Source organism: Candidatus Planktophila lacus, from assembly GCF_002287925.1.
Taxonomy (GTDB): domain Bacteria; phylum Actinomycetota; class Actinomycetes; order Nanopelagicales; family Nanopelagicaceae; genus Planktophila; species Planktophila lacus.
The window spans coordinates 370,292-391,505 of record NZ_CP016769.1; the positions used below are offsets into that span (position 1 = coordinate 370,292).

Sequence of the window (21,214 nt, forward strand, 5' to 3'; positions counted from 1 at the left end):
GGGTTAGTTAAAGGTATTTTCGGCGCCAGGGAAAGTTCCCCCACGCACATCGGCGGCAAATTCTTGGGCGGCTGCCGAAATTTCAGAACGCAAGTTTCGATAAGCCTTGGCCAACTTTGGTGGATTGGCAGTTAGCCCAACTAAATCTGTCCAGACTAAAACTTGGGCATCGCAGTTAACGCCGGCGCCGATTCCGATAGTTGGAATCGAAAGTGCGGCCGTTATCTTTGCGGCAAGTTCTGCTGGAACGAGTTCTAAGACAATAGCGAAAGCGCCCGCCTTTTCCAGAGCGAGCGCGGCCTGCAAAATCGCCTCCCCATCTTCACGACCTTGGACGCGATAGCCACCAAGTTGGTGAAGTGATTGTGGGGTAAGGCCCAAGTGGCCCATGACCGGAATGCCGGCGGCGGTTAACTTTTCAACAGTTGCCAAATGCGCACCTTCTAGTTTTACCGCCATCGCGCCAGCCTCTTTAAAGAAGCGGATCGAAGTTGCCAGCGCTTGCTCAGGTGATGACTCGTATGAACCGAAGGGAAGATCTGCAACAACAAGTGCGCGCTTTGATCCGCGCACCACGGCGCGAGTTAGCGGAATCATTTCATCGACGGTGACTGGGATGGTGTTCTCTTCGCCCAGAAAATTATTGCCGGCGCTATCGCCGACCAATAGAACAGGTATGCCAGCGGTATCGAAGATCTCGGCGGTCATCTGTTCGTAAGAAGTGAGCATCGCCCACTTTTCGCCGTCGGTCTTGGCCTTCTTTAAATCGAGAATCGTGACGCGACGATGTGCCGCCCCACCGTAAAGGGTCGTTGTACTCATCTGTTCCTCCAGCCTCGAAGCTTCGCGAGAAGTCTCCGGGTCTTATCTATTGAGGGTTCTGGGACTAAGGGTATTCCATTACTCTTGAAGAATGAAGTTGCGAGTAGCCCTCGCCCAGGTCAACCCAACAGTTGGTGATCTGGTGGCCAACGCTGCCTTGGTGCGCACCAACTTCAAGACCGCCCAAGATGCAGGCGCGCATATCGTTGTATTTCCCGAGATGGTTTTGACGGGATACCCAGTTGAAGATTTAGCGCTCCGTCCATCTTTTCAACTAGCCAGCCAGAGAGCCTTAACTGAAATAGCCGGTCAATTAACTGGTGGATGTGTGGCGATCGTTGGTTATTTAGATCAAGTAAATGGCGCCCCACAAAATATGGTTGCCGTCATCAGCGATGGCCAGGTCACAGCGCGCTATGCCAAGTGCCACCTTCCCAACTACGGCGTCTTTGATGAATTCCGCAACTTTGTTCCGGGAGATCAAACTCTGTTGGTGCGCATCCATGGCGCAGATATCGGAATCGCAATCTGTGAAGATCTCTGGATCGATGGAGGAATTACCGCCCAACTTGCTGATCGCAAACCTGGGCTAGTTATCGTTCCTAATGGTTCGCCATATGAACGCGCTAAAGATGACACACGTTTAGCTCTGGTAACCAAGCGCGCTCGCCAAGCCAAGGCGCCATTGGTCTATGTAAATATGACCGGCGGCCAAGATGATCTGGTCTTTGATGGCGACAGCATTGTGGTTGGCGCAGATGGTGCGGTCATTGCGCGAGCACCACAATTTGAAGATGGCATCGCGGTAGTTGATATCGATGTTGCAACCAAGACAAGTTCACCAGATGTGATTATCTCCGAAGATGAAGTCAGCGTTGATCGCGCCCTGATTCCTGGTGTGGCTGTTCGCCTTGATGACCGTGAAGAAATTTGGAACGCGATAGTTGTGGGCTTGCGTGACTACGTTGAGAAGAATGGTTTCCGTAGCGTTGTCGTTGGTTTATCGGGCGGTATTGATTCGGCGTTAGTTGCAGCCTTGGCTGTCGATGCACTTGGTGCCAAGCGAGTAAATGGCGTTGCGATGCCAAGTAAATACTCATCCGAACATTCAATCTCTGATGCCCAAGCTTTCGCCGATGCCACCGGTATTCACTTCCGCACCGTGCCAATTGCGCCGATGGTTGATGCCTATATGAATAACCTGGTTTTAAAGGGCGTTGCTGAAGAAAATCTGCAGGCCCGTGTTCGCGGAACAACGCTGATGGGGATCTCAAATCAAGAAGGTCATTTAGTTTTAGCAACCGGCAATAAATCAGAGCTCGCCGTTGGTTACTCAACGCTTTATGGTGATGCCGTGGGCGGCTTTGCCCCAATTAAAGATATTTACAAGACCGATGTCTGGGCGTTATCTCGTTGGCGCAATGAAATCGCGCGCGCCCGCGGTGAGGCCGAGCCAATTCCGGTTAACTCAATTGAAAAAGAGCCAAGTGCAGAGCTTCGCCCTGGCCAAAAAGATACTGACTCACTTCCTGATTACTTATTGCTAGATCGCGTCTTAACGGCATACGTAGATGATGATCAAGGCTCAGCGGCGTTGATTGCGGCAGGCTTTGATGAGGCTTTGGTTCGTCGCGTAATTGCGATGGTCGATAAGGCCGAATACAAGCGCCGCCAATATCCACCTGGGCCAAAGGTTTCTAAGCGAGCGTTTGGAAAGGATCGCAGACTTCCAATGACTTCGCGCTGGGCTGAATAAGGGCCACGTAACACAGCCGTAACTTTGACTTGGCAAGATCTGGGGTATGACTTCCCACGATTCACATCCTGATTCACAGATGAGCAAGCAACAAGAGTTCGTGCTTCGCACTATCGAAGAACGCAATATTCGTTTTATCCGTTTGTGGTTTACCGATGTCTTGGGATATTTAAAGTCTGTTGCAATTGCACCTGCTGAGTTAGTTAACGCCTTCGAAGAAGGAATCGGTTTCGATGGTTCAGCGATTGAAGGCTTTGCCCGTGTTACCGAATCAGATATGTTGGCAAAACCTGATCCTGCAACATTTTCGATCTTGCCATGGCGCACTGAAGCCCCAGGTGCAGCACGTATGTTCTGTGATATCACCATGCCCGATGGTTCACCTTCACATGCTGATCCACGCAACGTACTTCGTCGCACTTTAAACAAGGCAGCCCAAATGGGTTACACCTGTTACACACATCCCGAAATTGAATTCTTCCTGTTTAAAAATTCACCAGTAAAAGGCGAACAACCAGTACCGGTTGATCAAGGTGGATATTTCGATCACACACCAGCTGTTGTGGGACATGACTTCCGTCGCCAAGCGATCACTATGTTGGAGGCGATGGGAATCTCTGTCGAATTTAGCCACCATGAAGGCGCGCCAGGCCAACAGGAGATCGATCTACGTTATGCCGATGCTTTAAGCACCGCGGATAACATCATGACTTTCCGCCACGTGATTAAAGAAGTTGCACTTGAACAAGGTTTCTACGCATCTTTTATGCCTAAGCCATTTACCGAGCATCCAGGCAGCGGAATGCACACCCACGTCTCGCTCTTTGAAGGCGAGAAGAATGCTTTCTACGATGCATCAGCCGAATTTAATTTATCTAAAGTTGCCCGCTCATTTATCGCCGGCATCTTGAAGCATTCATCTGAAATCACTGCAGTAACAAATCAATGGGTGAACTCATATAAGCGCCTGCAAGGTGGGGGAGAAGCGCCTTCACTGATTTCTTGGGGACATAACGATCGCAGCTCGCTAGTGCGTATCCCGATGTATAAACCAAATAAAGAGAATTCAACTCGTATCGAATTTCGTTCTCCTGATTCTGCATGCAATCCATATCTGGCATACGCGGTGATGTTGGCTGCTGGCTTAAAGGGAATAGAAGAGAAGTACGAGCTGGTCGATAACGCCAACCCCGAATCACTGCCGGCTAACTTAAATGAAGCAATTGGGGTTATGGAGAAGAGCGCACTGGTTCGTGAGACTTTGGGCGAGCATGTCTTTGAATATGTACTGCGCAATAAGCGCGCCGAATGGCAGGACTATCGCCGCCAGGTCAGCGCTTACGAGTTAGACCGTTATTTACCTGTCCTTTAACGCCTAATTAGCCCTAAGGGCTGTTACTTTATTGGCATGGCTAAAGAGATAACAGATAACGGTTTACGTCGCATCAATTTATTTGCTGGCGTTCTTCACCTCGCGCAGATGGTGGCAGTACTTGCTCTCGCATCAGATTTCACGCTTCCAATCACTGCGCGATACATGTCTGGTCCACCTGGAAGCACCTACGGAGACCTAATCGTCTTATGGGATGCACCACTTGCAATTGGTGTTGCAGTGTTCTTGGGATTGTCTGCTCTCGCCCACTTTATTGTCATTAGCCCGAAGTTCTTTCCGCGGTATATAGCAGGACTTGCAGCGCACCGAAACTTCTTCCGTTGGGTTGAATATTCAATTAGCTCTTCAGTAATGATCGTTCTGATCGCACAAGTAACTGGAATTTCAGAGGTAACAGCGCTTATCTCTATCTTCGGTGTTAACGCTTCGATGATTCTCTTTGGTTGGTTGCAAGAGAAATATGAAGAGCCTGGCAGCGGTGGATGGGTTCCATTTATCTTCGGTTGCATCACCGGCATCGTTCCTTGGCTAGCACTCGTCTTCTATGTCTTTGCTATCGGTGGGGCTGGCGAGAATAAGGCGCCAACCTTCGTCTACTTCATCGTCTTCACCATCTTCGTTCTATTCAACTCCTTCGCACTTGTTCAATTTGTTCAATATAAGAAGATCGGCAAATGGTCGGATTATCTTCGCGGAGAGCGCACCTACATCACGCTTTCACTAGTTGCTAAATCACTCCTTGCGTGGCAGATCTTCGCCAATACACTTATCCCCGTATAGAGATTTAATTAAAATTTTATTGGAGGATACGTGTCACTACGTTGGGGTTATCTAGGAGCAGGTGGAATTGCTGACATCATCGCGACAGATTTTGGCCATGCTGGTTTAAAGATCCAAGCAGTTGCAACGCGCGATATGGCGCGCACCAACGCCTTCGCCGATAAGTTCAATATCCCAAACCGCCATCCAGATTACGCATCTCTGGTTGCAGATCCTGAAGTCGATGTTATTTATATTTCTACCGTTCAGACCTTGCACCGCGATCATGCGCTCTTAGCAATCGAAGCCGGCAAGCATGTCTTGCTAGAAAAACCTTTCACCATGAACGCTGCAGATGCTCATGAAATCTACGCAGCAGCTAAGCGCAAAAATGTCTTTGTCATGGAGGCGATGTGGACTCGTTTCTTGCCAACTATGACTGCAGTATTTGCCGCGATTAACGCAGGAGAAATTGGCACACCACACTTTGTCTATGCCGATCACAGCCAGTATCTGCCAATCGAAAGAGCACCGCGTCTTTGGAATCGCGAACAAGGTGGCGGTGCGCATTACGATCTCGGAATTTATCCAATGCATATGGCAATTCGCACCTTAGGTTTCCCAGATTCAGTTAGCGGAAAATCGATCATGACTGACACCGGGGTTGACTCTGCAACGGCTGCTGTATTGCAATACAACAACGGCAGCCTGGCGCTGATTAACTCTTGCATGACAATGGCAGGCACACTCACCGCGGCAATTCACGGCGATAAAGGTCGCATTGAAATTGATGGTTGGTTCTTCGAACAGACCACATTTAGCATCTTCGATAATAAGCATCAGCTAGTGCGCACTTATGAAGAGAAAATTGCGGGACGCGGAATGCAATATCAAGCAATTCACGTTGAAGAGTGCATCGCTAAAGGGCTAACTGAAAGTCCAATTCTTAGCCTTGCTGAAACTGTAAAAATTATGGAAGTTATGGAGCAGGTTCACGTCTTTTAAGCCTGGCTTGCCCGTATCTGACTAATCGCGTTACTATTTATACATGACACTTCGCAGCCTCCTCCTTCGCTGCCGTGGCGGGGCCAAGTAACCGGTCCCCTCGCCGCGGGGTTTGTCGCACCGGTAAAACCCGACAAAACCCAAAAAATTAGGAGTTAAGAAATGTCTCAAGATAAGAATTTCCCTGATCAAAAACCTTCCGCGATGCCCGTGCATCGTTATTCATCATTTATTCCAGTAGATCTCAAAGATCGCACCTGGCCAACTAAGCAGATGACCAAGGCGCCGCAGTGGTGTTCGGTTGATCTTCGCGATGGCAATCAAGCGTTGATCGATCCCATGGATACACCACGTAAATTGGCGATGTTTAAGCTTTTGGTAAAGATGGGCTACAAAGAGATCGAAGTTGGTTTCCCATCTGCATCACAAACTGATTTTGATTTCGTTCGTAAAATCATTGACGAAGATATGATCCCCGATGATGTTGTCATCCAGGTTCTTACTCAAGCCCGCGAACCGTTAATCCGCCGTACCTATGAAGCGATCAAAGGCTCTAAGCAAGCGATCGTCCACCTTTATAACTCAACATCTACTCTGCAACGTCGCGTGGTCTTTGGCCTAGATAAAGAAGGCATAAAGAAGATCGCAACTGATGGTGCGCAACTCTGTCTTGATCTGGTTTCAACTGTGCCTGGCACCAAGGTTTCCTTTGAATATTCACCTGAGTCATATACCGGCACCGAACTTGAATTCGCAGTTGAAGTTTGCAACGCGGTAAATGCGATCTGGAAGCCAACTCCGCAGTGGAAGACGATCATGAACTTGCCAGCAACAGTTGAGATGGCAACGCCAAATGTTTACGCCGATTCGATCGAGTGGATGTGTCGTAACCTGGTAAATCGTGAGAGCGTAATTGTTTCACTTCACCCACATAACGATCGTGGCACCGGTGTTGCAGCAGCAGAACTTGGTTATTTAGCAGGAGCAGATCGCATTGAAGGAACGCTCTTTGGAAATGGAGAGCGCACCGGAAATGTTTGTCTGGTAACTCTTGGTATGAACTTGGTTTCACATGGCATCGATCCGATGATCGATTTCTCAGATATCGATGAGATCCGCCGCACCGTGGAATATGCCAACCAACTTCGCGTTCCAGAACGCCATCCATATGGTGGAGATCTAGTCTTCACCGCCTTCTCTGGTTCGCATCAAGATGCGATTAAGAAAGGCTTTGAGCACCTTGAAAGAGATGCGCAGGCGGCGGGCGTTGATAAAGATAAGTTCACTTGGGCGATTCCATATCTTCCAATTGATCCAAAAGATATTGGTCGTTCATACGAAGCAGTTATCCGCGTTAACTCGCAATCTGGCAAGGGTGGAGTTTCTTATCTGATGAAGCACGAGCATCATCTTGATCTGCCACGTCGCCATCAAATTGAATTTAGTCGCGTTGTGCAGGCTAAGACAGATACTGAAGGTGGCGAGATTACTTCAGATGCGCTGTGGCATATCTTCGAAGATGAGTATCTGCCAACTGAATCTGCGCCTTGGGGACGTTTCAGACTTAAAGGACTTTCGCAGACTTCAGTATTAAATGAAGATGTTCACCTAACTGTGACAATTCTTGATCGCGGTGAAGTTAAAGAACTTTCTGGCCAAGGCAACGGTCCAATCGCTGCCTTCTGCAATATCTTGCAGAACTACGGCGTAGATGTTCGAGTCCTTGATTACTACGAGCATGCACTTTCTGCCGGTGGCGATGCATCAGCTGCTGCCTACCTGGAGTGCTCAATCGGTAGCGAAGTTTTCTGGGGCGTCGGAATCGACCCAAACACCACAACTGCTTCACTTAAAGCGGTCGTGTCTGCAATAAATCGCGCTATTCGCTGACTACCTTTACCTTCGTGAGCCTTTATCGTGACGAAGCAATTATTTTGCGCACCCAGAAGTTGGGTGAAGCAGATCGCATCATCACGCTCTTAACTCGCGAACATGGTCGCGTTCGTGGCGTTGCCAAAGGCGTTCGCCGCACCATGTCTAAATTCGGAGCGCGCCTTGAACCCGGTAGCCATGTAGATATCCAACTTCATAAAGGGCGCACCTTCGACACGATCACCCAAGTTGAAGCGATCAATAATTACGGTGAAGCGCTAACTGATGATTACCAGCGCTGGACAATCGCATCAGCGATTCTGGAAACGGCGGAACGTTTTACTTCGCAGGAATACGAACCAGCGTTGCAGGAATTTCAATTAGTTGTTGGTGGCATGAAGGCGCTAGCCGAAAATCGTTATGACGCATCGCTTATCTTGGATGCATTCTTACTGCGCTCACTTGCTATCGGTGGCTATGCGCCATCGACTACCAATTGTTCGCGCTGCGAAAAACCCGGACCACATCGTTACTTCTCGCTAGTTGGTGGGGGATCTGTATGTATGGAATGTCGCCCATCGGCATCGGCAACTCCCGCCCCTGAAACCCTGCAATTACTCGGCGCTCTTTTGAGTAGTGATTGGGATGTTGCGCAAGCAAGTGAACCGCGACATCGCCGCGAGGCTAGTGGTTTAGTCATTGCTTACTTACAATGGCATCTCGAACGTGGCCTACGAAGCCTGCCGATCGTGGAGAGAGTTTAAGAGTTGAGTAAAAAGATCGAGATCCCAGAACACATCGCAATTGTGATGGATGGCAATGGCCGTTGGGCAAAAGATCGCGGACTTGCGCGCACCGCAGGACATGAAGCAGGCGAGAAAGTTCTATTTGATTTAGTCGAAGCAGCAATTGGTTTTGGCGTGAAAGAGTTAAGCGCGTATGCCTTTTCCACCGAAAACTGGAAGCGCACCCCTGAAGAAGTTAAGTTCTTGATGGGCTATAGCCGCGATGTACTGCGCCGGCGCCGTGATCGTTTAAATGAGATGGGTGTAAAGATCCAATGGATTGGTCGCCCGCAGCGTTTATGGAAATCAGTTATCTCTGAGCTAGAAGAGGCGCAGGAGTTAACAAGGAAGAACAAGACCTTAACTTTAAATATGTGCGTGAACTATGGGGGACGCTCTGAACTCGTTGATGCCACAACTGCACTGGCGCGCGATGTAAAGCGCGGCAAGTTAAAGCCCGATGCGATTACTGAAAAGACGATTGAGAAATATCTTTACTCACCGAAGATGCGCGATGTTGATTTGTTCTTACGTTCATCAGGGGAGCAGCGCACCAGCAACTTCTTACCGTGGCAATCGGTCTATGCCGAATTCGTCTTTATGGATGTCTTATGGCCGGATATGACGCCAAAGCAATTATGGAAAGCTATTGAGATTTATTCGGAGCGAGATAGAAGATTCGGAAAAGCGTAGCGATTTCCGAATTGATTGAAATGTGGGAAGGCTTGACCTTCCCAACAGTGGAGATTGCGGAAAAGCGCAACTACTCAATACTGGAGACGACGCCCCACATGATTACTACGCCAAGAAGTGTGGCAAAGAATGTCCATCGCGATGAATGGCGAGAGTGCGCTTCCGGCAAGATGTGAGAAGTCGCAAGGTAGATAACAAAGCCAGAGAAGAGCGCCAAGTAAAGCGCAAGTAAAGAATCATTTAGTGCGAGATAAGAACCAACCGCTGCTCCACCGATACGCGCGACTGCGTCGAGTCCGAGTAGGCGCAAACTCTTCTTGGTCCAGTGGCCACTCTTCACAATTAGCGAAACAGTATTTAACCCATCGCTAAATGCGTGCACCATGATGGCAAGAAATACTGCGTAACCAAGTGAGTTGCTGACTTTAAATGCAACACCTAAACCGATGCCATCGAGAAATACGTGGCCGCCCATTGCAACTGCACCGAGTGTTCCAGCGATGTTGTGGTGTTCGTGATCGTGACCGTAATCCGATTCGGCCGGTTCGTGGCCGCCGAAGATTCCTTCAATAATATGTAGAGCCAAAAAGCCGACAAGTATTGCCACTGAAACTTGTGGAACACCCAATATCGAATCGGTATTCATCTCAAAGACTTCAGGAAGTAGGTCAAAGCCAACTAAGCCGAGCAGAAGTCCGGCTGATAGTCCGAGGACTAAGTGGAAGCGGTCATTAGATTTGAGAGCAACATATCCGCCAAAAAAAGTCGCCAGTACGGTAATTGCCGCAAAGGCGATCGCCATGTTCATGCGGAAAGGATATCGCTATTACTGTTATGCCTATGATCGCTATTGCACGCTTTGAAGTACCCCTTGCTGAGAGCACAGCCTTTGCTGGTGAGATAAAAATCGCCTATGAAGCCCTTGCATCCTGTGCTGGATTTATTGATGGTGAGTTTGGGCAGAACCTTGATCAATCAACTTTATGGGCTCTTGTTACACGTTGGGAAAATGTTGGTAGTTATCGACGTGCGCTAAGCGCTATGCGTACAAAGTTGGAGGCGATTCCTTTACTTGCGCGCTCAATTGATGAACCAGGGGCCTACGAGATAAACTAAGTCCACGATAGCAACGCCCGTTGTGATTCGCCGACAGCCAGCCGGATGGAGTTCTTGAAATGGCCGTAGATCGTTTAGAAAATATTGTCTCCCTCGCCAAGCGACGTGGATTTGTTTATCCCTCATCTGAAATTTACGGCGGACTTCGCGCCTCTTGGGATTACGGCCCGCTCGGCGTTGAACTTAAGAACAATGTAAAGCGCCAATGGTGGAAATCCATGGTGATGGGTCGCGAAGATGTTGTCGGCCTCGACTCATGTGTGATCTTGGCGCGCGAAGTTTGGGAAGCATCTGGACACGTTGCAACCTTTAGCGATCCGCTTACCGAATGCACTGCTTGTAATAAGCGTTACCGCGCAGACCATCTTGAAGAAGCATATGAAGCAAAGCATAAGAAGAAGCTTGAATCACTTGCCGATATGAACTGCCCAGCTTGCGGAAATAAAGGCCAGTTCACAACTCCAAAGCAATTCTCAGGTCTGCTAAAAACTTTTCTTGGACCAGTTGAAGATGAATCAGGTCTTGCTTATCTGCGCCCAGAAACAGCGCAAGGAATCTTTATCAACTTTGACCAGGTAATGACGACATCACGTCGCAAGCCACCTTTTGGTATCGGCCAGATCGGTAAATCTTTCCGTAACGAAATTACCCCTGGAAACTTTATCTTCCGTACGCGCGAATTCGAGCAGATGGAGATGGAGTTCTTCGTAGTACCTGGAACCGATGAAGATTGGCACCAGTACTGGATCGATACTCGCCTGGCTTGGTACAAGGATCTGGGGATTAATCCAGATCGTCTGCGTATCTACGATCACCCAAAAGAGAAGTTATCTCATTATTCAAAGCGCACAGCCGATATCGAATACAAGTTTGAATTTTCTGGCACTGAATGGGGCGAGCTTGAAGGTATTGCTAACCGCACCGATTTCGATCTAAAGGCGCACTCTGCTGCATCAGGTAAGGATCTTTCTTACTTCGATCAAGAGAAGAACGAACGCTGGACACCATATGTAATCGAACCCGCAGCAGGTGTAGACCGCTGCGCACTTACATTCTTGATGGACGCCTTCACGGAAGATGAAGCGCCAAATGCCAAGGGCGAGATGGAAAAGCGTGCGGTACTTAAGCTCGATCACCGTTTAGCTCCAGTGAAGGCGGCGGTATTGCCACTTTCACGTAACGCCGATCTTTCGCCAAAGGCGCGCGATCTCGCTACGCAATTGCGTAAGAACTGGAATATTGATTTTGATGATGCTGGTGCAATCGGTCGTCGCTACCGTCGCCAGGATGAAATCGGTACTCCATATTGCATCACCATCGACTTTGAGACACTTGATGATCAAGCTGTAACAATCCGCGATCGTGACACTATGGCGCAAGAGCGAATTGCTATTGATCAAGTAGAAGCTTGGCTTGCTCCTAAACTTTTGGGTTGCTAATTCGTGTCGTTAACCCTGCCGCTTGCAAGTGGTGACCATGTAATTGATCCACCGGTAGTCCTTGCGCCGATGGCGGGTATTACCAACTCTGCTTTTCGCGCGCTCTGTCGCGAACAAGGAGCTGGGTTATTTATCTCTGAAATGGTTACTGCACGCGCTTTAATTGAGAGAAGGCCGGATACCTTGCGCATGATCGCTCCCGGCGCCGGAGAATGGCCGCGTTCGGTTCAGTTGTACAGCGTTGATCCGCACACGATGCGCGCCGCAGTAACCATGATCGGTAAAGAGAATTTAGCCGATCACATTGATATGAACTTTGGTTGTCCGGTTCCGAAGGTGACTCGCAAAGGTGGGGGAGCAGCGCTGCCTTACAAGCGAAAGTTATTTTCATCTATTGTTGATGCAGCAGTGCAAGCGGCAAAACCATTTGGTATTCCAGTGACTGTAAAGATGCGTATCGGTATTGATACCGATCACCACACATATTTAGAAGCTGCCAAGTCAGCATCAGATAGCGGCGTTGCCTGGGTTGCACTGCATGCGCGCACTGCAGAACAAATGTATGAAGGAAAAGCTGATTGGTCGGCGATCGCGCGTTTAGTTGAACACTTAAAGCCAACCGGAACTCCTGTACTTGGAAATGGCGATATCTGGTCGGGCGCCGATGGCATAGCGATGATGGAACAGACAGGTTGTGCCGGCGTCGTTGTTGGTCGCGGATGTTTAGGGCGCCCTTGGTTATTTGCCGATCTTGTTGAATCCTTTAAAGGCGGCGATAAGCGAGTCCTACCATCGCTCTTTGAAGTTCGCGAAGTTATGTTCCGTCACGCTGAATTAATCGTTGATTACTTTGAATCAGAAGATCGTGGTTGTCGTGACCTGCGCAAACATATGGCTTGGTATTTAAAGGGCTTTAGAGTTCCAAGTGAGCTTCGCCGCCAATTCGGAATGCATTCATCTCTAGCCGAACTTCGCACTTTGCTAGATCAGTTAACAGATCAGCCATATCCAGTTGAAGTCGCTGAAAAGCCACGTGGTCGCGTTAGCCATGGCCGTCCGCCAACTCTGCCTGATGGTTGGTTGTTAGATCCAGATGAAGATGTTTCAGTTGAATTAGAAGATGCGTTTTCGGGCGGATGATCTTCTTTAAAATAATTCGCCGCGTAATTGCTGCAGTACTTTTGATTGTTATCGCTGTACCTCTGTACGCGTTAGGCGTGACCTGGCAAGCAGCAAATAATCCGCTGACTCGCAAGGGCGATGTAATAGTTGTATTAGGTGCAGCGCAATTAAATGGACGACCAGGTGAAGTTCTAGAAGCGCGTCTGCAAGAGGCGAAACGAATTTATGAACTCGGTCTGGCTCCACAGATTATTACCGTTGGTGCCGGCGCTCCTGGTGATCGCACAACGGAAGCAGCATCTGGAAAGTATTGGTTATCAAATAATGGTGTTAAGTCGCGCAATGTAACTTCGCTCGAAGTTGGACGCGATACTTGGGTCTCAACTGAAAACTATGTAAAGTTTATGAAGGTCAAAGATTGGAAAGATGTAATCATCGTTACCGATCCATTTCATTGCCGCCGTGCAATGACGATGGCTAATGATTTAGGCGTGGTCGCAACCTGCTCGCCAGTAAAGACTGGTCCAAACTCCTTGGAGAATTCCGGAAAGCGCTATTTAGTGCGGGAAACCGGGGCTTATCTCTCGTATGTGACCTTAGGCAGACGCGGCATTCATATCAGCGATCATTTAGGGTAGGGCTATGAGCAGCGGTACAGAGAATTACTCAGAGAAAGATCAAGAGCGTTTTCTCTTTGAACCTGCCAAGCGCCCTGGCCGAACCGAATTTATGCGCGATCGCGCACGCGTTATTCACTCAGCAGCGCTGCGTCGCTTAGCTGCAAAAACGCAAGTAGCTGTTCCTTGGGAGAATGATTTTCAACGTACTCGCCTTTCACACTCTTTAGAATGTGCGCAGATTGGTCGCGAACTCGGTGAATCACTTGGTGCAGATCCCGACTTACTTGAAACTGCTTGTCTCTCGCATGATTTAGGCCATCCACCATTTGGCCACAACGGTGAAGAAGCGTTAGCTGAAGTCGCTAAAGATTTTGGTGGCTTTGAAGGAAATGCTCAGAGCTTTCGCTTACTTACTCGCATTGAAGCAAAGACTGTTGATGAAGATGGTTCAAGTGTTGGCTTGAATTTAACTAGAGCATCACTTGATGCGGCAACAAAATATCCCTGGCCGCGCGCGATTAACCCACGTAAATTTGGGGTCTATGACGATGATGTCGAGATCTTCAATTGGATGCGCCAAGGTGCACCATCTGATCGTAAATGTATCGAAGCACAGATTATGGATTGGTCCGATGACTGTGCTTATTCGGTACACGATCTAGAAGATGCGATATTTGTTGGACAAGTTAAGGTCGATAACTTTGAACGCGACTTCGATATCTTGCATAAAGAGATGTGCGATGGTTATGGCTCAACTGCAACTAAAGATGAAGCAGCAGCGGCTTTGCAACGTCTGCAACAACTTTTTTGCTGGCCGCGTTATTACGATGGCAGCCATCGCTCACTTGCTCGCCTGAAAGATTCAACTTCACAACTCATCGGTCGCTTTGTGCTTGCCGCCGAACTTGAAACTCGAAAAGTCCACGGTAATGGTGCGCTCCGCCGATACGATGCAGATCTAGTTATTCCACGCGAACAAGAAGTGGAAGTAGATTTCCTGAAGGCAGTGGCCGGTCATTACTTAATCAACGCTGCAATTTCGCAAGAGCGTTATGCCAAGCAGCAGATCGTTATTAAGGAGCTAGTTGAGATGTTGCATAAGCACGCTGCAACTTCACTGGACTCGATCTTCGTTAAAGATTGGGAACGCTCCAGCGATGAGACCGCGCGCATGCGCATCATCATCGACCAAGTGGCTAGCCTGACCGACCCCGGCGCCTACGCGCTCCATGCCCGCTTGAGCGCGCTCTGATATCGGTCTAGAGAGATAACATGTATTTATGAGCGGACGCATTAAGGAAGAAGATGTTGCGCATGTGCGCGAGCGCTCACCTATCGATGAAGTCATCGCAGATTATGTACAACTCAAATCTGCCGGTGGCGGTCAGAAGAAAGGGCTCTGTCCTTTCCACGATGAGAAATCACCTTCATTTCATGTAACCCCAAGTAAAGGCTTCTTCCACTGCTTTGGTTGTCAGGCAAGTGGCGATGTAATCGCTTTCTTAATGAAGATAGATCACTTGAGTTTTACCGAAACTATTGAACGCCTTGCTGATCGTATGGGCTATCAATTGCGCTATGAGCAAGGAAATTTCACACCAGCACCCGCCGGCAATCGCTCTCGCTTAATTGCTGCAAATGCACTGGCCGCAAAGTTCTACCAAGAACAGTTAAATACTTCACCACTTGCCGCACATGCACGCGAGCTAATGACCAAGCGTGGATTTGATAAAGGCGCCTGCGAAACTTTTGGAGTTGGTTACGCCCCAGATGAGTGGGATGGCCTAACTAAGTTCTTGCGCGAACAAGGATTTACTATCGATGAACTTGAAACTGCAGGGCTTTCTAAGATGGGACAGCGCGGACCGATTGATAAATTCCGCAATCGCCTTACCTGGCCGATTAGAGATATCTCTGGCGACGTCGTTGGTTTTGGTGCGCGAAAGCTCGCCAGCGATGAAGAAGATCAGGGTCCTAAGTATTTAAATACATCTGAAACCCCGATTTATAAGAAGAGCCAAGTCCTTTACGGCCTTGATATGGCGAAGAAAGAGATCGCCAAAAAGCGCCAGGTTGTAATCGTTGAAGGCTACACAGATGTAATGGCAGCGCAGTTAGCTGGAATAACGACGGCAGTTGCAACTTGTGGCACTGCATTTGGTGCAGACCACATCCGCATCATCCGCCGTTTACTTATGGATGACGATGCTTTCCGCGGAGAAGTTATCTTCACCTTCGATGGTGATGCGGCAGGCCAAAAGGCTGCGATGCGCGCCTTTACAGAAGATCAAAAGTTTGTAACTCAAACCTTTGTGGCCGTTGAGCCAAATGGGTTAGATCCATGCGATCTGCGCCAACAGAAAGGCGATCTAGCGCTACGCGATTTGATTGCTAAGCGCGTTCCGCTATTTGAGTTTGCGATACGTACTGAGCTTGCGCTTCATAAATTAGATTCGGCTGAAGGTCGCGTTAACGCGCTAAATGCAACTGCGCCGTTAGTTGCGCAGATTCGCGACAAGTCACTTCGCCCCGAGTACACACGTTTGCTTGCTGGTTGGTTAGGCGTTGAAGTCGAGACAGTTTCATCTGCCGTTGCGCAAGGTGTTAAGCGCCAGCCACAACAGAGCGCGCCAGTTGTAAATGGTGAAGAAGAAGCGCCACAAGTGCAGTGGCGCCCAAATCCACAAGAGCCGCGTTTAATTCTGGAACGTGAAGTATTGAAGGCGCGTCTGCAGATGCCATCTTTGATATCAAATTGGCGAGAGATTGAAAGTGGCGCCTTTACACATCCGGCCTACATTCAATTGGCGCAGATAATTGCTGCAGTTGATGAGCAGAGTTCGATTGAGATTGAACAAATCTCAGATGAGAATATGCGCGCGCTCTTTACCGAATTAAATGTCGAGCCGATTCGCGCCGATGGTGAGGTCACTGGCCATTATGTAGAAAGCATTGTTGCGCGCCTGCGCGAAGTTGGAATCTCGCGAGCGATCGCAGAACTTAAATCTTCGCTGCAACGGTTAAATCCTGTAGAAAATGAGCAGGAGTACAACCAAGCCTTCGCTAGCCTGGTGGCCCTTGAGACCACCCGCCGCGGTCTGCACGATCTCGCGCTTCGCTCGATTTAGACCCACTGCGCCTCGTGCGCTAGAGTGTGCGCCTGCACGACAAGTTGTAAATCTTTGCCCCATAGCTCAGTTGGTAGAGCGCCGAACTGTTAATTCGGATGTCCCTGGATCGAGGCCAGGTGGGGCAGCCAGCAAGAGATTTAGACCTTAAGGGTCTAAATTGAGTTTATGAAGTTAAAAGCCTCATGGAGCAATCAACTCTGGCCGCTGCGCGTTATGCGCCTCTGGCTTGGAGCTACTTGGATCTATGCCGGTTGGGATAAGGCAAGTGATCCCGGATTTTTAACTTCTGGTTCGCCAACATTTATCGGATCACAACTTGCTGCATACGCGCAAAATTCACCGATTGATTTCTTACTCAATAAAATTTTAGATCACGCAACTCAGGTTGGTATTTTGGTGATGGTTGCCGAATTTGCAATCGGCTTTGCAACACTTCTTTGGATAGCGCCAACATGGGCAGCCTTTGGCGGTTTTTTAACCTCCCTATTTCTATGGCTGTCTAGTACATGGAACGTTCAGCCATATTTCTTAGCAAGCAATTCGGTCTACACGGTTTTTTGGTTCACTTATTTCTTATTCCTCTACGGCTCTCGTCGCAAGAGCAATATCTCAATTGATCGCCGCGGCTTTATCCGCGTTTCATCGATTGCCGCACTAACCGTTGTGGGTGTTGGTCTTGGACGCTTGTTCCCTAAGAAAGCGGCAGCGGTGAGTGCTGGCCCCGCAAAAATCATTGAAGACGCGTCACTAGCGGTCGGTAAGATACATAACTTCACTTCTAAATCAGGTTCACCTGCAGTTTTATTTAAGAGTAAAACGGGAGTTTATGCATATTCAGCAGTCTGTACCCATGAAGGATGTACCGTGCAATACAACTCAGCATCTAAGAATCTGCAATGCGGATGCCATGGTGCGGTATTTGATCCAGGAAATGATGGAACAGTTGTGACAGGCCCTACAAATAAGCCGCTACCTAAGATTAAGGTAGCCGTTGAAGGTGCCTGGATCGTAGAAGCCTAATAATCTTTACACCGAAATCACAGGATTCGCTAAGAAATAAGAGAGATGATCAAGCCATGAAAATCACACGCACACCTCTAAAAGTAACTATCGCTTTTGTTGCCGGCGCTCTCTTGGCCGGAACCGTTGCAACCGCCGCGACCACAACTTCCGCAGGCAGCGTTGTAGTTTGTGCCGACAACCGCACCCAGGCTTTGACTTTAGCCAAGAGCAACTCTTGCCCTGTAAACAAGACTGCAATCGAAATTGGCAATAACTCTATAAATGCCAAGACAATTTCAGCGCTAGTCACACCATCTGTGGTTTCAATCTCCGTAAAGACTGCATCAGGCGGAGGAACCGGATCAGGATCGATCTATAAATCCAATTCGACTATTAGCTACATCATCACCAATAACCACGTAGTTGAAGCAGCCGCAACTAGCGGCACAATAAAAGTTGAGTTTGCTGATGGCAGTGAAATTGCTGCAACTATTGTGGGCCGTGATCGCATGTATGACATCGCCGTCTTGCAGGTAAAGAAGGGTAATTTGCCAGCAATTGCACTTGGTGATTCTTCTAAGATCAGCGTAGGCGAAGAAGTTTTAGCAATTGGTTCACCGCTAGGGCTTGCAAATACCGTAACCCAAGGAATTATCTCTGCCCTTAATCGCCCAGTTACAGCTGGAACAACTGATTCCACATCTTATGTAAATGCGATTCAAACTGATGCGGCAATCAATCCAGGTAACTCTGGTGGTGCACTCGTTGATGCGCAAGGTCGAATCATCGGCGTTAACTCTGCAATTGCCACTCTCACTTCAGGTGGAGTCAGCGGCAGCATCGGCTTGGGATTCTCAATTCCGATCAATGAGGCAAAGCGCGTTATCGATGAAATCATTGCAACTGGCAAGTCAACACGTCCAGTGATGGGCGTTGTCTTCGATGATGTAACAGCAGATACCCAAGCAAAGATCTTGCAGTTAACTCCTGGTGAGGGCGCAGAAAAGGCTGGCATCGTTGTTGGTTCCATCATCAAATCAATCGATGGCGTAAAGATCGCCAATCGTGATGCTGCCATTGTGAAGATCCGTTCGTACGCACCAGGTGCAGTTATTACAGTGGTAATGACCTTGCCTGATGGATCATCAAAGACCTACAAGGTCACACTCGGAACAGCTCCCGCGGTTTAATTCACCTAAAAGTTAGGTGCGCGGTAGCCTTCACCCATGGCGTTATTTAAGTTAGAGATCTCTCTTCCAGATCGCCCAGGTGCGCTTGGGTTGCTGGCATCTGCAATTGGCGCAGCCGGTGCAGATATCCGTGGCTTAACTGTTCTGAAATCTGAGGATGGCCGTGGTTTTGACGAAGTAACCGTTGCCGTTCCGGGAACTGATCCAACAGATTTGCTTGAGGTACTTGGCGCCATTGGTGGAGTTGAAGTTATCTCAGTTAACGCTCTTTAATGACTAATTAGCCCTGCACCACTACTTGGTAGAGAAGTGAAAAATCTTGGTTCAGTAAAACCTGCTGAATTAAACGCCGCAGATATCGCCACTTTTGCTTGATCAATATCGGCAACTTTAAAGAGCGCTATAGCGCTTCCCCCAAAACCGCCACCAATCATTCGCCCGCCCAGTGATTTATTGGCGAGAGCGGTTGCAACAGCGAGATCTAATTCGGGGCAAGATATTTCAAAGAGATCACGTAACGATGCGTGTGATTGGGTCAATATTTCGCCAACTGATTTGAAATCAGAGCGTTTAAGGTGTGCGACGCATTGGTGCACGCGGGCAATGTCATTTACAACATGTTCGGCTCGCATATATTCAAGTTCTGTTAACTTGCCGCGAGAACTTTCTAATTGCGACACTGAGCAATCCCGTAGCGCTTTTATGCCGAGTTTTGCCGCTGCAGATTCGCAAGAAGCGCGTCGTTCGGCGTAACCACCATCGACTAGCGCGTGATGGGCGCGGGTATCAATAATTAAAAGCTCTAGGCCAGAACTTGCTAGATCAAAAGGAATTTGTTCGGTGCTTAGGTCGCGACAATCAAGTAGGAGCGCGCTACCTGCCTGCGCCATTAGCGATACCGATTGATCCATGATTCCGCAGGGCATTCCTACATAGTCATTTTCAGAACGTTGCGCTAAACGCGCCAGATCAGGTAGCGATAGATCTGCTGCAAATAATTGATTAAGTGCGATTGCAATTGAACATTCCAGCGCCGCAGATGAAGATAAACCTGCGCCGAGTGCGACTCGGCCATCTACCAAAATATCTAAGCCAGTGGTTATGCGATCGCCAAAGGCCCAGATAACTCCCAAGATGTAACGTTCCCAATCGCCAGCTTTATCAGGAGATATCTGATCAAGAGAAGTTTCAATTATTTCACCGGGACGTTGTGCTGATGCGATTCGGATCTTTCGATCGCTGCGTCGGTTAATAGCTGCATAGGTTCGATCGCTGATAGCAAATGGCATAACAAAGCCATCGCAATAATCGACATGTTCGCCTATTAAATTAACGCGCCCCGGCGCCTCGGAAATTATTTCTGGTGCTTGCCCAAAGAGCGCTGTGAAATCAGAGCTCAACATCTCGCAACTGACCTGCAGATTGTTCAGGCTTTAGATCCATGATGAATGCACCCATCGCAGATTCGCTACCTGCTAAATACTTTAACTTTCCGGGTGCGCGGCGCACGCTAGTGATCTGCCAATGCAGGCGCAGTAAATCGCGACCTTCGCGCACCGGTGCTTGATGCCAGGTTGCGATGTAGGCCATATCAATTCCGAAGACGCCATCTAAGCGACGCATAACTTCTAACGAAATCTCTGGAAAAGCATCTGCTTGTTCTGGAGTTAGTTCAGCCAAGTCCGCAACTGGATTAAGCGGTGCCACATGTATTTCAAATGGATATCGAGCAGCATATGGAACAAAGGCTACCCAGTGAGCGTTCTTAGCAACGATTCGAACCTGGTCTTTTAATTCGCGGGCAAGCACATCATCAAATAAAACTTTGCCGGTTTCATCCATATATTTGCGTGCAACTGCCAGCATCTTCTGAACTCGCGAAGGCAGATACGAATAGGCATAAATTTGGCCGTGTGGGTGAGAGAGAGTTACGCCAACTTCTTCACCACGATTTTCAAATGGTGCGATGTGATGGATATATGGCTCTTGTGAGAGTTCGCGCACGCGGTCGATCCACGCTTCAAGCAGAACGCGCACGCGTTGTGGCGTTAAATCTTTAAAAGAACCGCCATGGTTATCGGTAAAGCAGATTACTTCGCACTTTCCCGCAGCGGTTCCGGCATCTGTTTCTGGCCCGACCATATCGGGGGCGGCCCAATCACCCTCTGGTTTGCGCAGCGAAGGTGAGCGGTTATCAAAGACCACAACTTCATAATTTGTATCAGGAACTTCGGTAAGTAGTTCACCTTTAGTTGGACAGAGCGGACATAACTCTTTCGGTGGCAAGAAGATCCGCCCCTGTCGGTGCGCCGCCATTACAACCCATTCATTTAGCAGCGGATCAAGGCGAAGTTCGCCGATGCCAGGTTGCTCTTCCTTAGGGCGCTGATCTTGCGCTGAGCGAGATTGACCTTGCGAGTCGTAATACCGAATAGTGCGGCCATCTGCCATCGCTAAATTGTTGCGAATAACTCCAGCGCTTAGCTTTTTCTGCTCGCTCATAATGGGT

General features: G+C 48.7%; 20 protein-coding genes and 1 tRNA gene. 17 read left to right on the forward strand and 4 right to left on the reverse strand.

Translation table 11 applies throughout. The features are described 5' to 3' along the window. Nucleotides 1-3: 3 nt before the first annotated feature. A complete protein-coding gene (gene panB / locus A1s21148_RS01845; protein ID WP_095670792.1) occupies nt 4-822 on the reverse strand; it encodes a 3-methyl-2-oxobutanoate hydroxymethyltransferase in 819 nt (272 codons plus the stop codon). 91 nt (nt 823-913) lie between these two features. Between panB and A1s21148_RS01850 the strand changes: the two genes are divergently transcribed. From A1s21148_RS01850 to A1s21148_RS01880, 7 genes are all read left to right on the forward strand, one after another. Beyond that, a complete protein-coding gene (locus A1s21148_RS01850; protein WP_095670793.1) occupies nt 914-2,578 on the forward strand; it encodes an NAD+ synthase in 1,665 nt (554 codons plus the stop codon). Between the two features lie 79 nt (nt 2,579-2,657). Continuing rightward, complete coding sequence (locus A1s21148_RS01855) at nt 2,658-3,950, forward strand: glutamine synthetase family protein (RefSeq protein WP_095671794.1); 1,293 nt, start codon at nt 2,658-2,660, stop codon at nt 3,948-3,950. A gap of 36 nt (nt 3,951-3,986) precedes the next feature. Then, nucleotides 3,987-4,751, forward strand: a complete 765-nt coding sequence (gene heR / locus A1s21148_RS01860) for a heliorhodopsin HeR (RefSeq protein ID WP_095670794.1) — start codon at nt 3,987-3,989, stop codon at nt 4,749-4,751. A gap of 30 nt (nt 4,752-4,781) precedes the next feature. After that, nucleotides 4,782-5,735: a Gfo/Idh/MocA family protein gene (locus tag A1s21148_RS01865; protein WP_190276907.1), complete on the forward strand. Its 954-nt coding sequence runs from the start codon at nt 4,782-4,784 to the stop codon at nt 5,733-5,735. 162 nt (nt 5,736-5,897) lie between these two features. Then, a complete protein-coding gene (gene leuA / locus A1s21148_RS01870; protein WP_095670796.1) occupies nt 5,898-7,625 on the forward strand; it encodes a 2-isopropylmalate synthase in 1,728 nt (575 codons plus the stop codon). A gap of 14 nt (nt 7,626-7,639) precedes the next feature. Next, nucleotides 7,640-8,371, forward strand: coding sequence for a DNA repair protein RecO (gene recO, locus A1s21148_RS01875; protein WP_095670797.1), 732 nt, complete (start codon nt 7,640-7,642; stop codon nt 8,369-8,371). Between the two features lie 3 nt (nt 8,372-8,374). Then, nucleotides 8,375-9,085: an isoprenyl transferase gene (locus A1s21148_RS01880; protein ID WP_095670798.1), complete on the forward strand. Its 711-nt coding sequence runs from the start codon at nt 8,375-8,377 to the stop codon at nt 9,083-9,085. 70 nt (nt 9,086-9,155) lie between these two features. Here the strand turns inward: A1s21148_RS01880 and A1s21148_RS01885 are convergent, their stop codons facing one another. Further along, a complete protein-coding gene (locus A1s21148_RS01885; protein WP_095670799.1) occupies nt 9,156-9,893 on the reverse strand; it encodes a ZIP family metal transporter in 738 nt (245 codons plus the stop codon). A gap of 32 nt (nt 9,894-9,925) precedes the next feature. On the opposite strand from A1s21148_RS01885, the gene A1s21148_RS01890 reads away from it, so the two are divergent. From A1s21148_RS01890 to A1s21148_RS01935, 10 genes are all read left to right on the forward strand, one after another. Then, nucleotides 9,926-10,201, forward strand: a complete 276-nt coding sequence (locus A1s21148_RS01890; protein WP_095670800.1) for an antibiotic biosynthesis monooxygenase family protein — start codon at nt 9,926-9,928, stop codon at nt 10,199-10,201. A gap of 59 nt (nt 10,202-10,260) precedes the next feature. Further along, nucleotides 10,261-11,640 (forward strand): glycine--tRNA ligase, encoded by a 1,380-nt coding sequence (locus tag A1s21148_RS01895; RefSeq protein ID WP_095670801.1) that lies wholly within the window; start codon nt 10,261-10,263, stop codon nt 11,638-11,640. Nucleotides 11,641-11,643: 3 nt separating this feature from the next. Beyond that, nucleotides 11,644-12,780 carry a tRNA dihydrouridine synthase DusB gene (dusB, locus tag A1s21148_RS01900; RefSeq protein WP_095670802.1) on the forward strand — a complete coding sequence of 379 codons (1,137 nt, stop codon included), beginning with the start codon at nt 11,644-11,646 and terminating at the stop codon, nt 12,778-12,780. Continuing rightward, nucleotides 12,777-13,400 (forward strand): YdcF family protein, encoded by a 624-nt coding sequence (locus A1s21148_RS01905; RefSeq protein WP_095670803.1) that lies wholly within the window; start codon nt 12,777-12,779, stop codon nt 13,398-13,400. The genes dusB and A1s21148_RS01905 overlap by 4 nt, the downstream gene beginning before the upstream one ends. Before the next feature lie 4 nt (nt 13,401-13,404). Further along, nucleotides 13,405-14,634 carry a deoxyguanosinetriphosphate triphosphohydrolase gene (locus A1s21148_RS01910; protein WP_095670804.1) on the forward strand — a complete coding sequence of 410 codons (1,230 nt, stop codon included), beginning with the start codon at nt 13,405-13,407 and terminating at the stop codon, nt 14,632-14,634. Nucleotides 14,635-14,662: 28 nt separating this feature from the next. Beyond that, a complete protein-coding gene (gene dnaG / locus A1s21148_RS01915; protein ID WP_095670805.1) occupies nt 14,663-16,510 on the forward strand; it encodes a DNA primase in 1,848 nt (615 codons plus the stop codon). A gap of 55 nt (nt 16,511-16,565) precedes the next feature. Further along, nucleotides 16,566-16,641 (forward strand) — tRNA-Asn (locus A1s21148_RS01920). Nucleotides 16,642-16,678: 37 nt separating this feature from the next. Next, complete coding sequence (locus A1s21148_RS01925; RefSeq protein ID WP_095670806.1) at nt 16,679-17,533, forward strand: Rieske 2Fe-2S domain-containing protein; 855 nt, start codon at nt 16,679-16,681, stop codon at nt 17,531-17,533. A gap of 56 nt (nt 17,534-17,589) precedes the next feature. Beyond that, a complete protein-coding gene (locus A1s21148_RS01930) occupies nt 17,590-18,705 on the forward strand; it encodes a S1C family serine protease (RefSeq protein ID WP_095670807.1) in 1,116 nt (371 codons plus the stop codon). 36 nt (nt 18,706-18,741) lie between these two features. Beyond that, nucleotides 18,742-18,978 carry an ACT domain-containing protein gene (locus A1s21148_RS01935; protein WP_095670808.1) on the forward strand — a complete coding sequence of 79 codons (237 nt, stop codon included), beginning with the start codon at nt 18,742-18,744 and terminating at the stop codon, nt 18,976-18,978. Here A1s21148_RS01935 and galK read toward each other — a convergent pair. Both galK and galT read right to left on the reverse strand, forming a co-directional pair. Then, entirely contained in the window at nt 18,975-20,108 is a 1,134-nt protein-coding gene (gene galK, locus A1s21148_RS01940; RefSeq protein ID WP_095670809.1) for a galactokinase, read from the reverse strand. The two genes, A1s21148_RS01935 and galK, sit on opposite strands and share 4 nt — an antisense overlap. Further along, nucleotides 20,095-21,207, reverse strand: coding sequence for a galactose-1-phosphate uridylyltransferase (gene galT / locus A1s21148_RS01945; RefSeq protein ID WP_095670810.1), 1,113 nt, complete (start codon nt 21,205-21,207; stop codon nt 20,095-20,097). The genes galK and galT overlap by 14 nt, the downstream gene beginning before the upstream one ends. Between the last annotated feature and the right edge of the window lie 7 nt (nt 21,208-21,214).

What these genes read in the sequence shown, in the direction of transcription:
- A1s21148_RS01935 (WP_095670808.1), top strand. Translation starts at nt 18,742, where the DNA reads ATGGCGTTATTTAAGTTAGAGATCTCTCTTCCAGATCGCCCAGGTGCG.
- A1s21148_RS01925 (WP_095670806.1), top strand. Translation starts at nt 16,679, where the DNA reads ATGAAGTTAAAAGCCTCATGGAGCAATCAACTCTGGCCGCTGCGCGTT.
- A1s21148_RS01855 (WP_095671794.1), top strand. Translation starts at nt 2,658, where the DNA reads ATGAGCAAGCAACAAGAGTTCGTGCTTCGCACTATCGAAGAACGCAAT.
- galT (WP_095670810.1), bottom strand. Translation starts at nt 21,207, where the DNA reads ATGAGCGAGCAGAAAAAGCTAAGCGCTGGAGTTATTCGCAACAATTTA.
- A1s21148_RS01930 (WP_095670807.1), top strand. Translation starts at nt 17,590, where the DNA reads ATGAAAATCACACGCACACCTCTAAAAGTAACTATCGCTTTTGTTGCC.
- A1s21148_RS01910 (WP_095670804.1), top strand. Translation starts at nt 13,405, where the DNA reads ATGAGCAGCGGTACAGAGAATTACTCAGAGAAAGATCAAGAGCGTTTT.
- galK (WP_095670809.1), bottom strand. Translation starts at nt 20,108, where the DNA reads ATGTTGAGCTCTGATTTCACAGCGCTCTTTGGGCAAGCACCAGAAATA.
- leuA (WP_095670796.1), top strand. Translation starts at nt 5,898, where the DNA reads ATGTCTCAAGATAAGAATTTCCCTGATCAAAAACCTTCCGCGATGCCC.
- A1s21148_RS01885 (WP_095670799.1), bottom strand. Translation starts at nt 9,893, where the DNA reads ATGAACATGGCGATCGCCTTTGCGGCAATTACCGTACTGGCGACTTTT.
- A1s21148_RS01905 (WP_095670803.1), top strand. Translation starts at nt 12,777, where the DNA reads ATGATCTTCTTTAAAATAATTCGCCGCGTAATTGCTGCAGTACTTTTG.
- panB (WP_095670792.1), bottom strand. Translation starts at nt 822, where the DNA reads ATGAGTACAACGACCCTTTACGGTGGGGCGGCACATCGTCGCGTCACG.
- A1s21148_RS01890 (WP_095670800.1), top strand. Translation starts at nt 9,926, where the DNA reads ATGATCGCTATTGCACGCTTTGAAGTACCCCTTGCTGAGAGCACAGCC.
- dnaG (WP_095670805.1), top strand. Translation starts at nt 14,663, where the DNA reads ATGAGCGGACGCATTAAGGAAGAAGATGTTGCGCATGTGCGCGAGCGC.
- heR (WP_095670794.1), top strand. Translation starts at nt 3,987, where the DNA reads ATGGCTAAAGAGATAACAGATAACGGTTTACGTCGCATCAATTTATTT.
- A1s21148_RS01850 (WP_095670793.1), top strand. Translation starts at nt 914, where the DNA reads ATGAAGTTGCGAGTAGCCCTCGCCCAGGTCAACCCAACAGTTGGTGAT.
- A1s21148_RS01895 (WP_095670801.1), top strand. Translation starts at nt 10,261, where the DNA reads ATGGCCGTAGATCGTTTAGAAAATATTGTCTCCCTCGCCAAGCGACGT.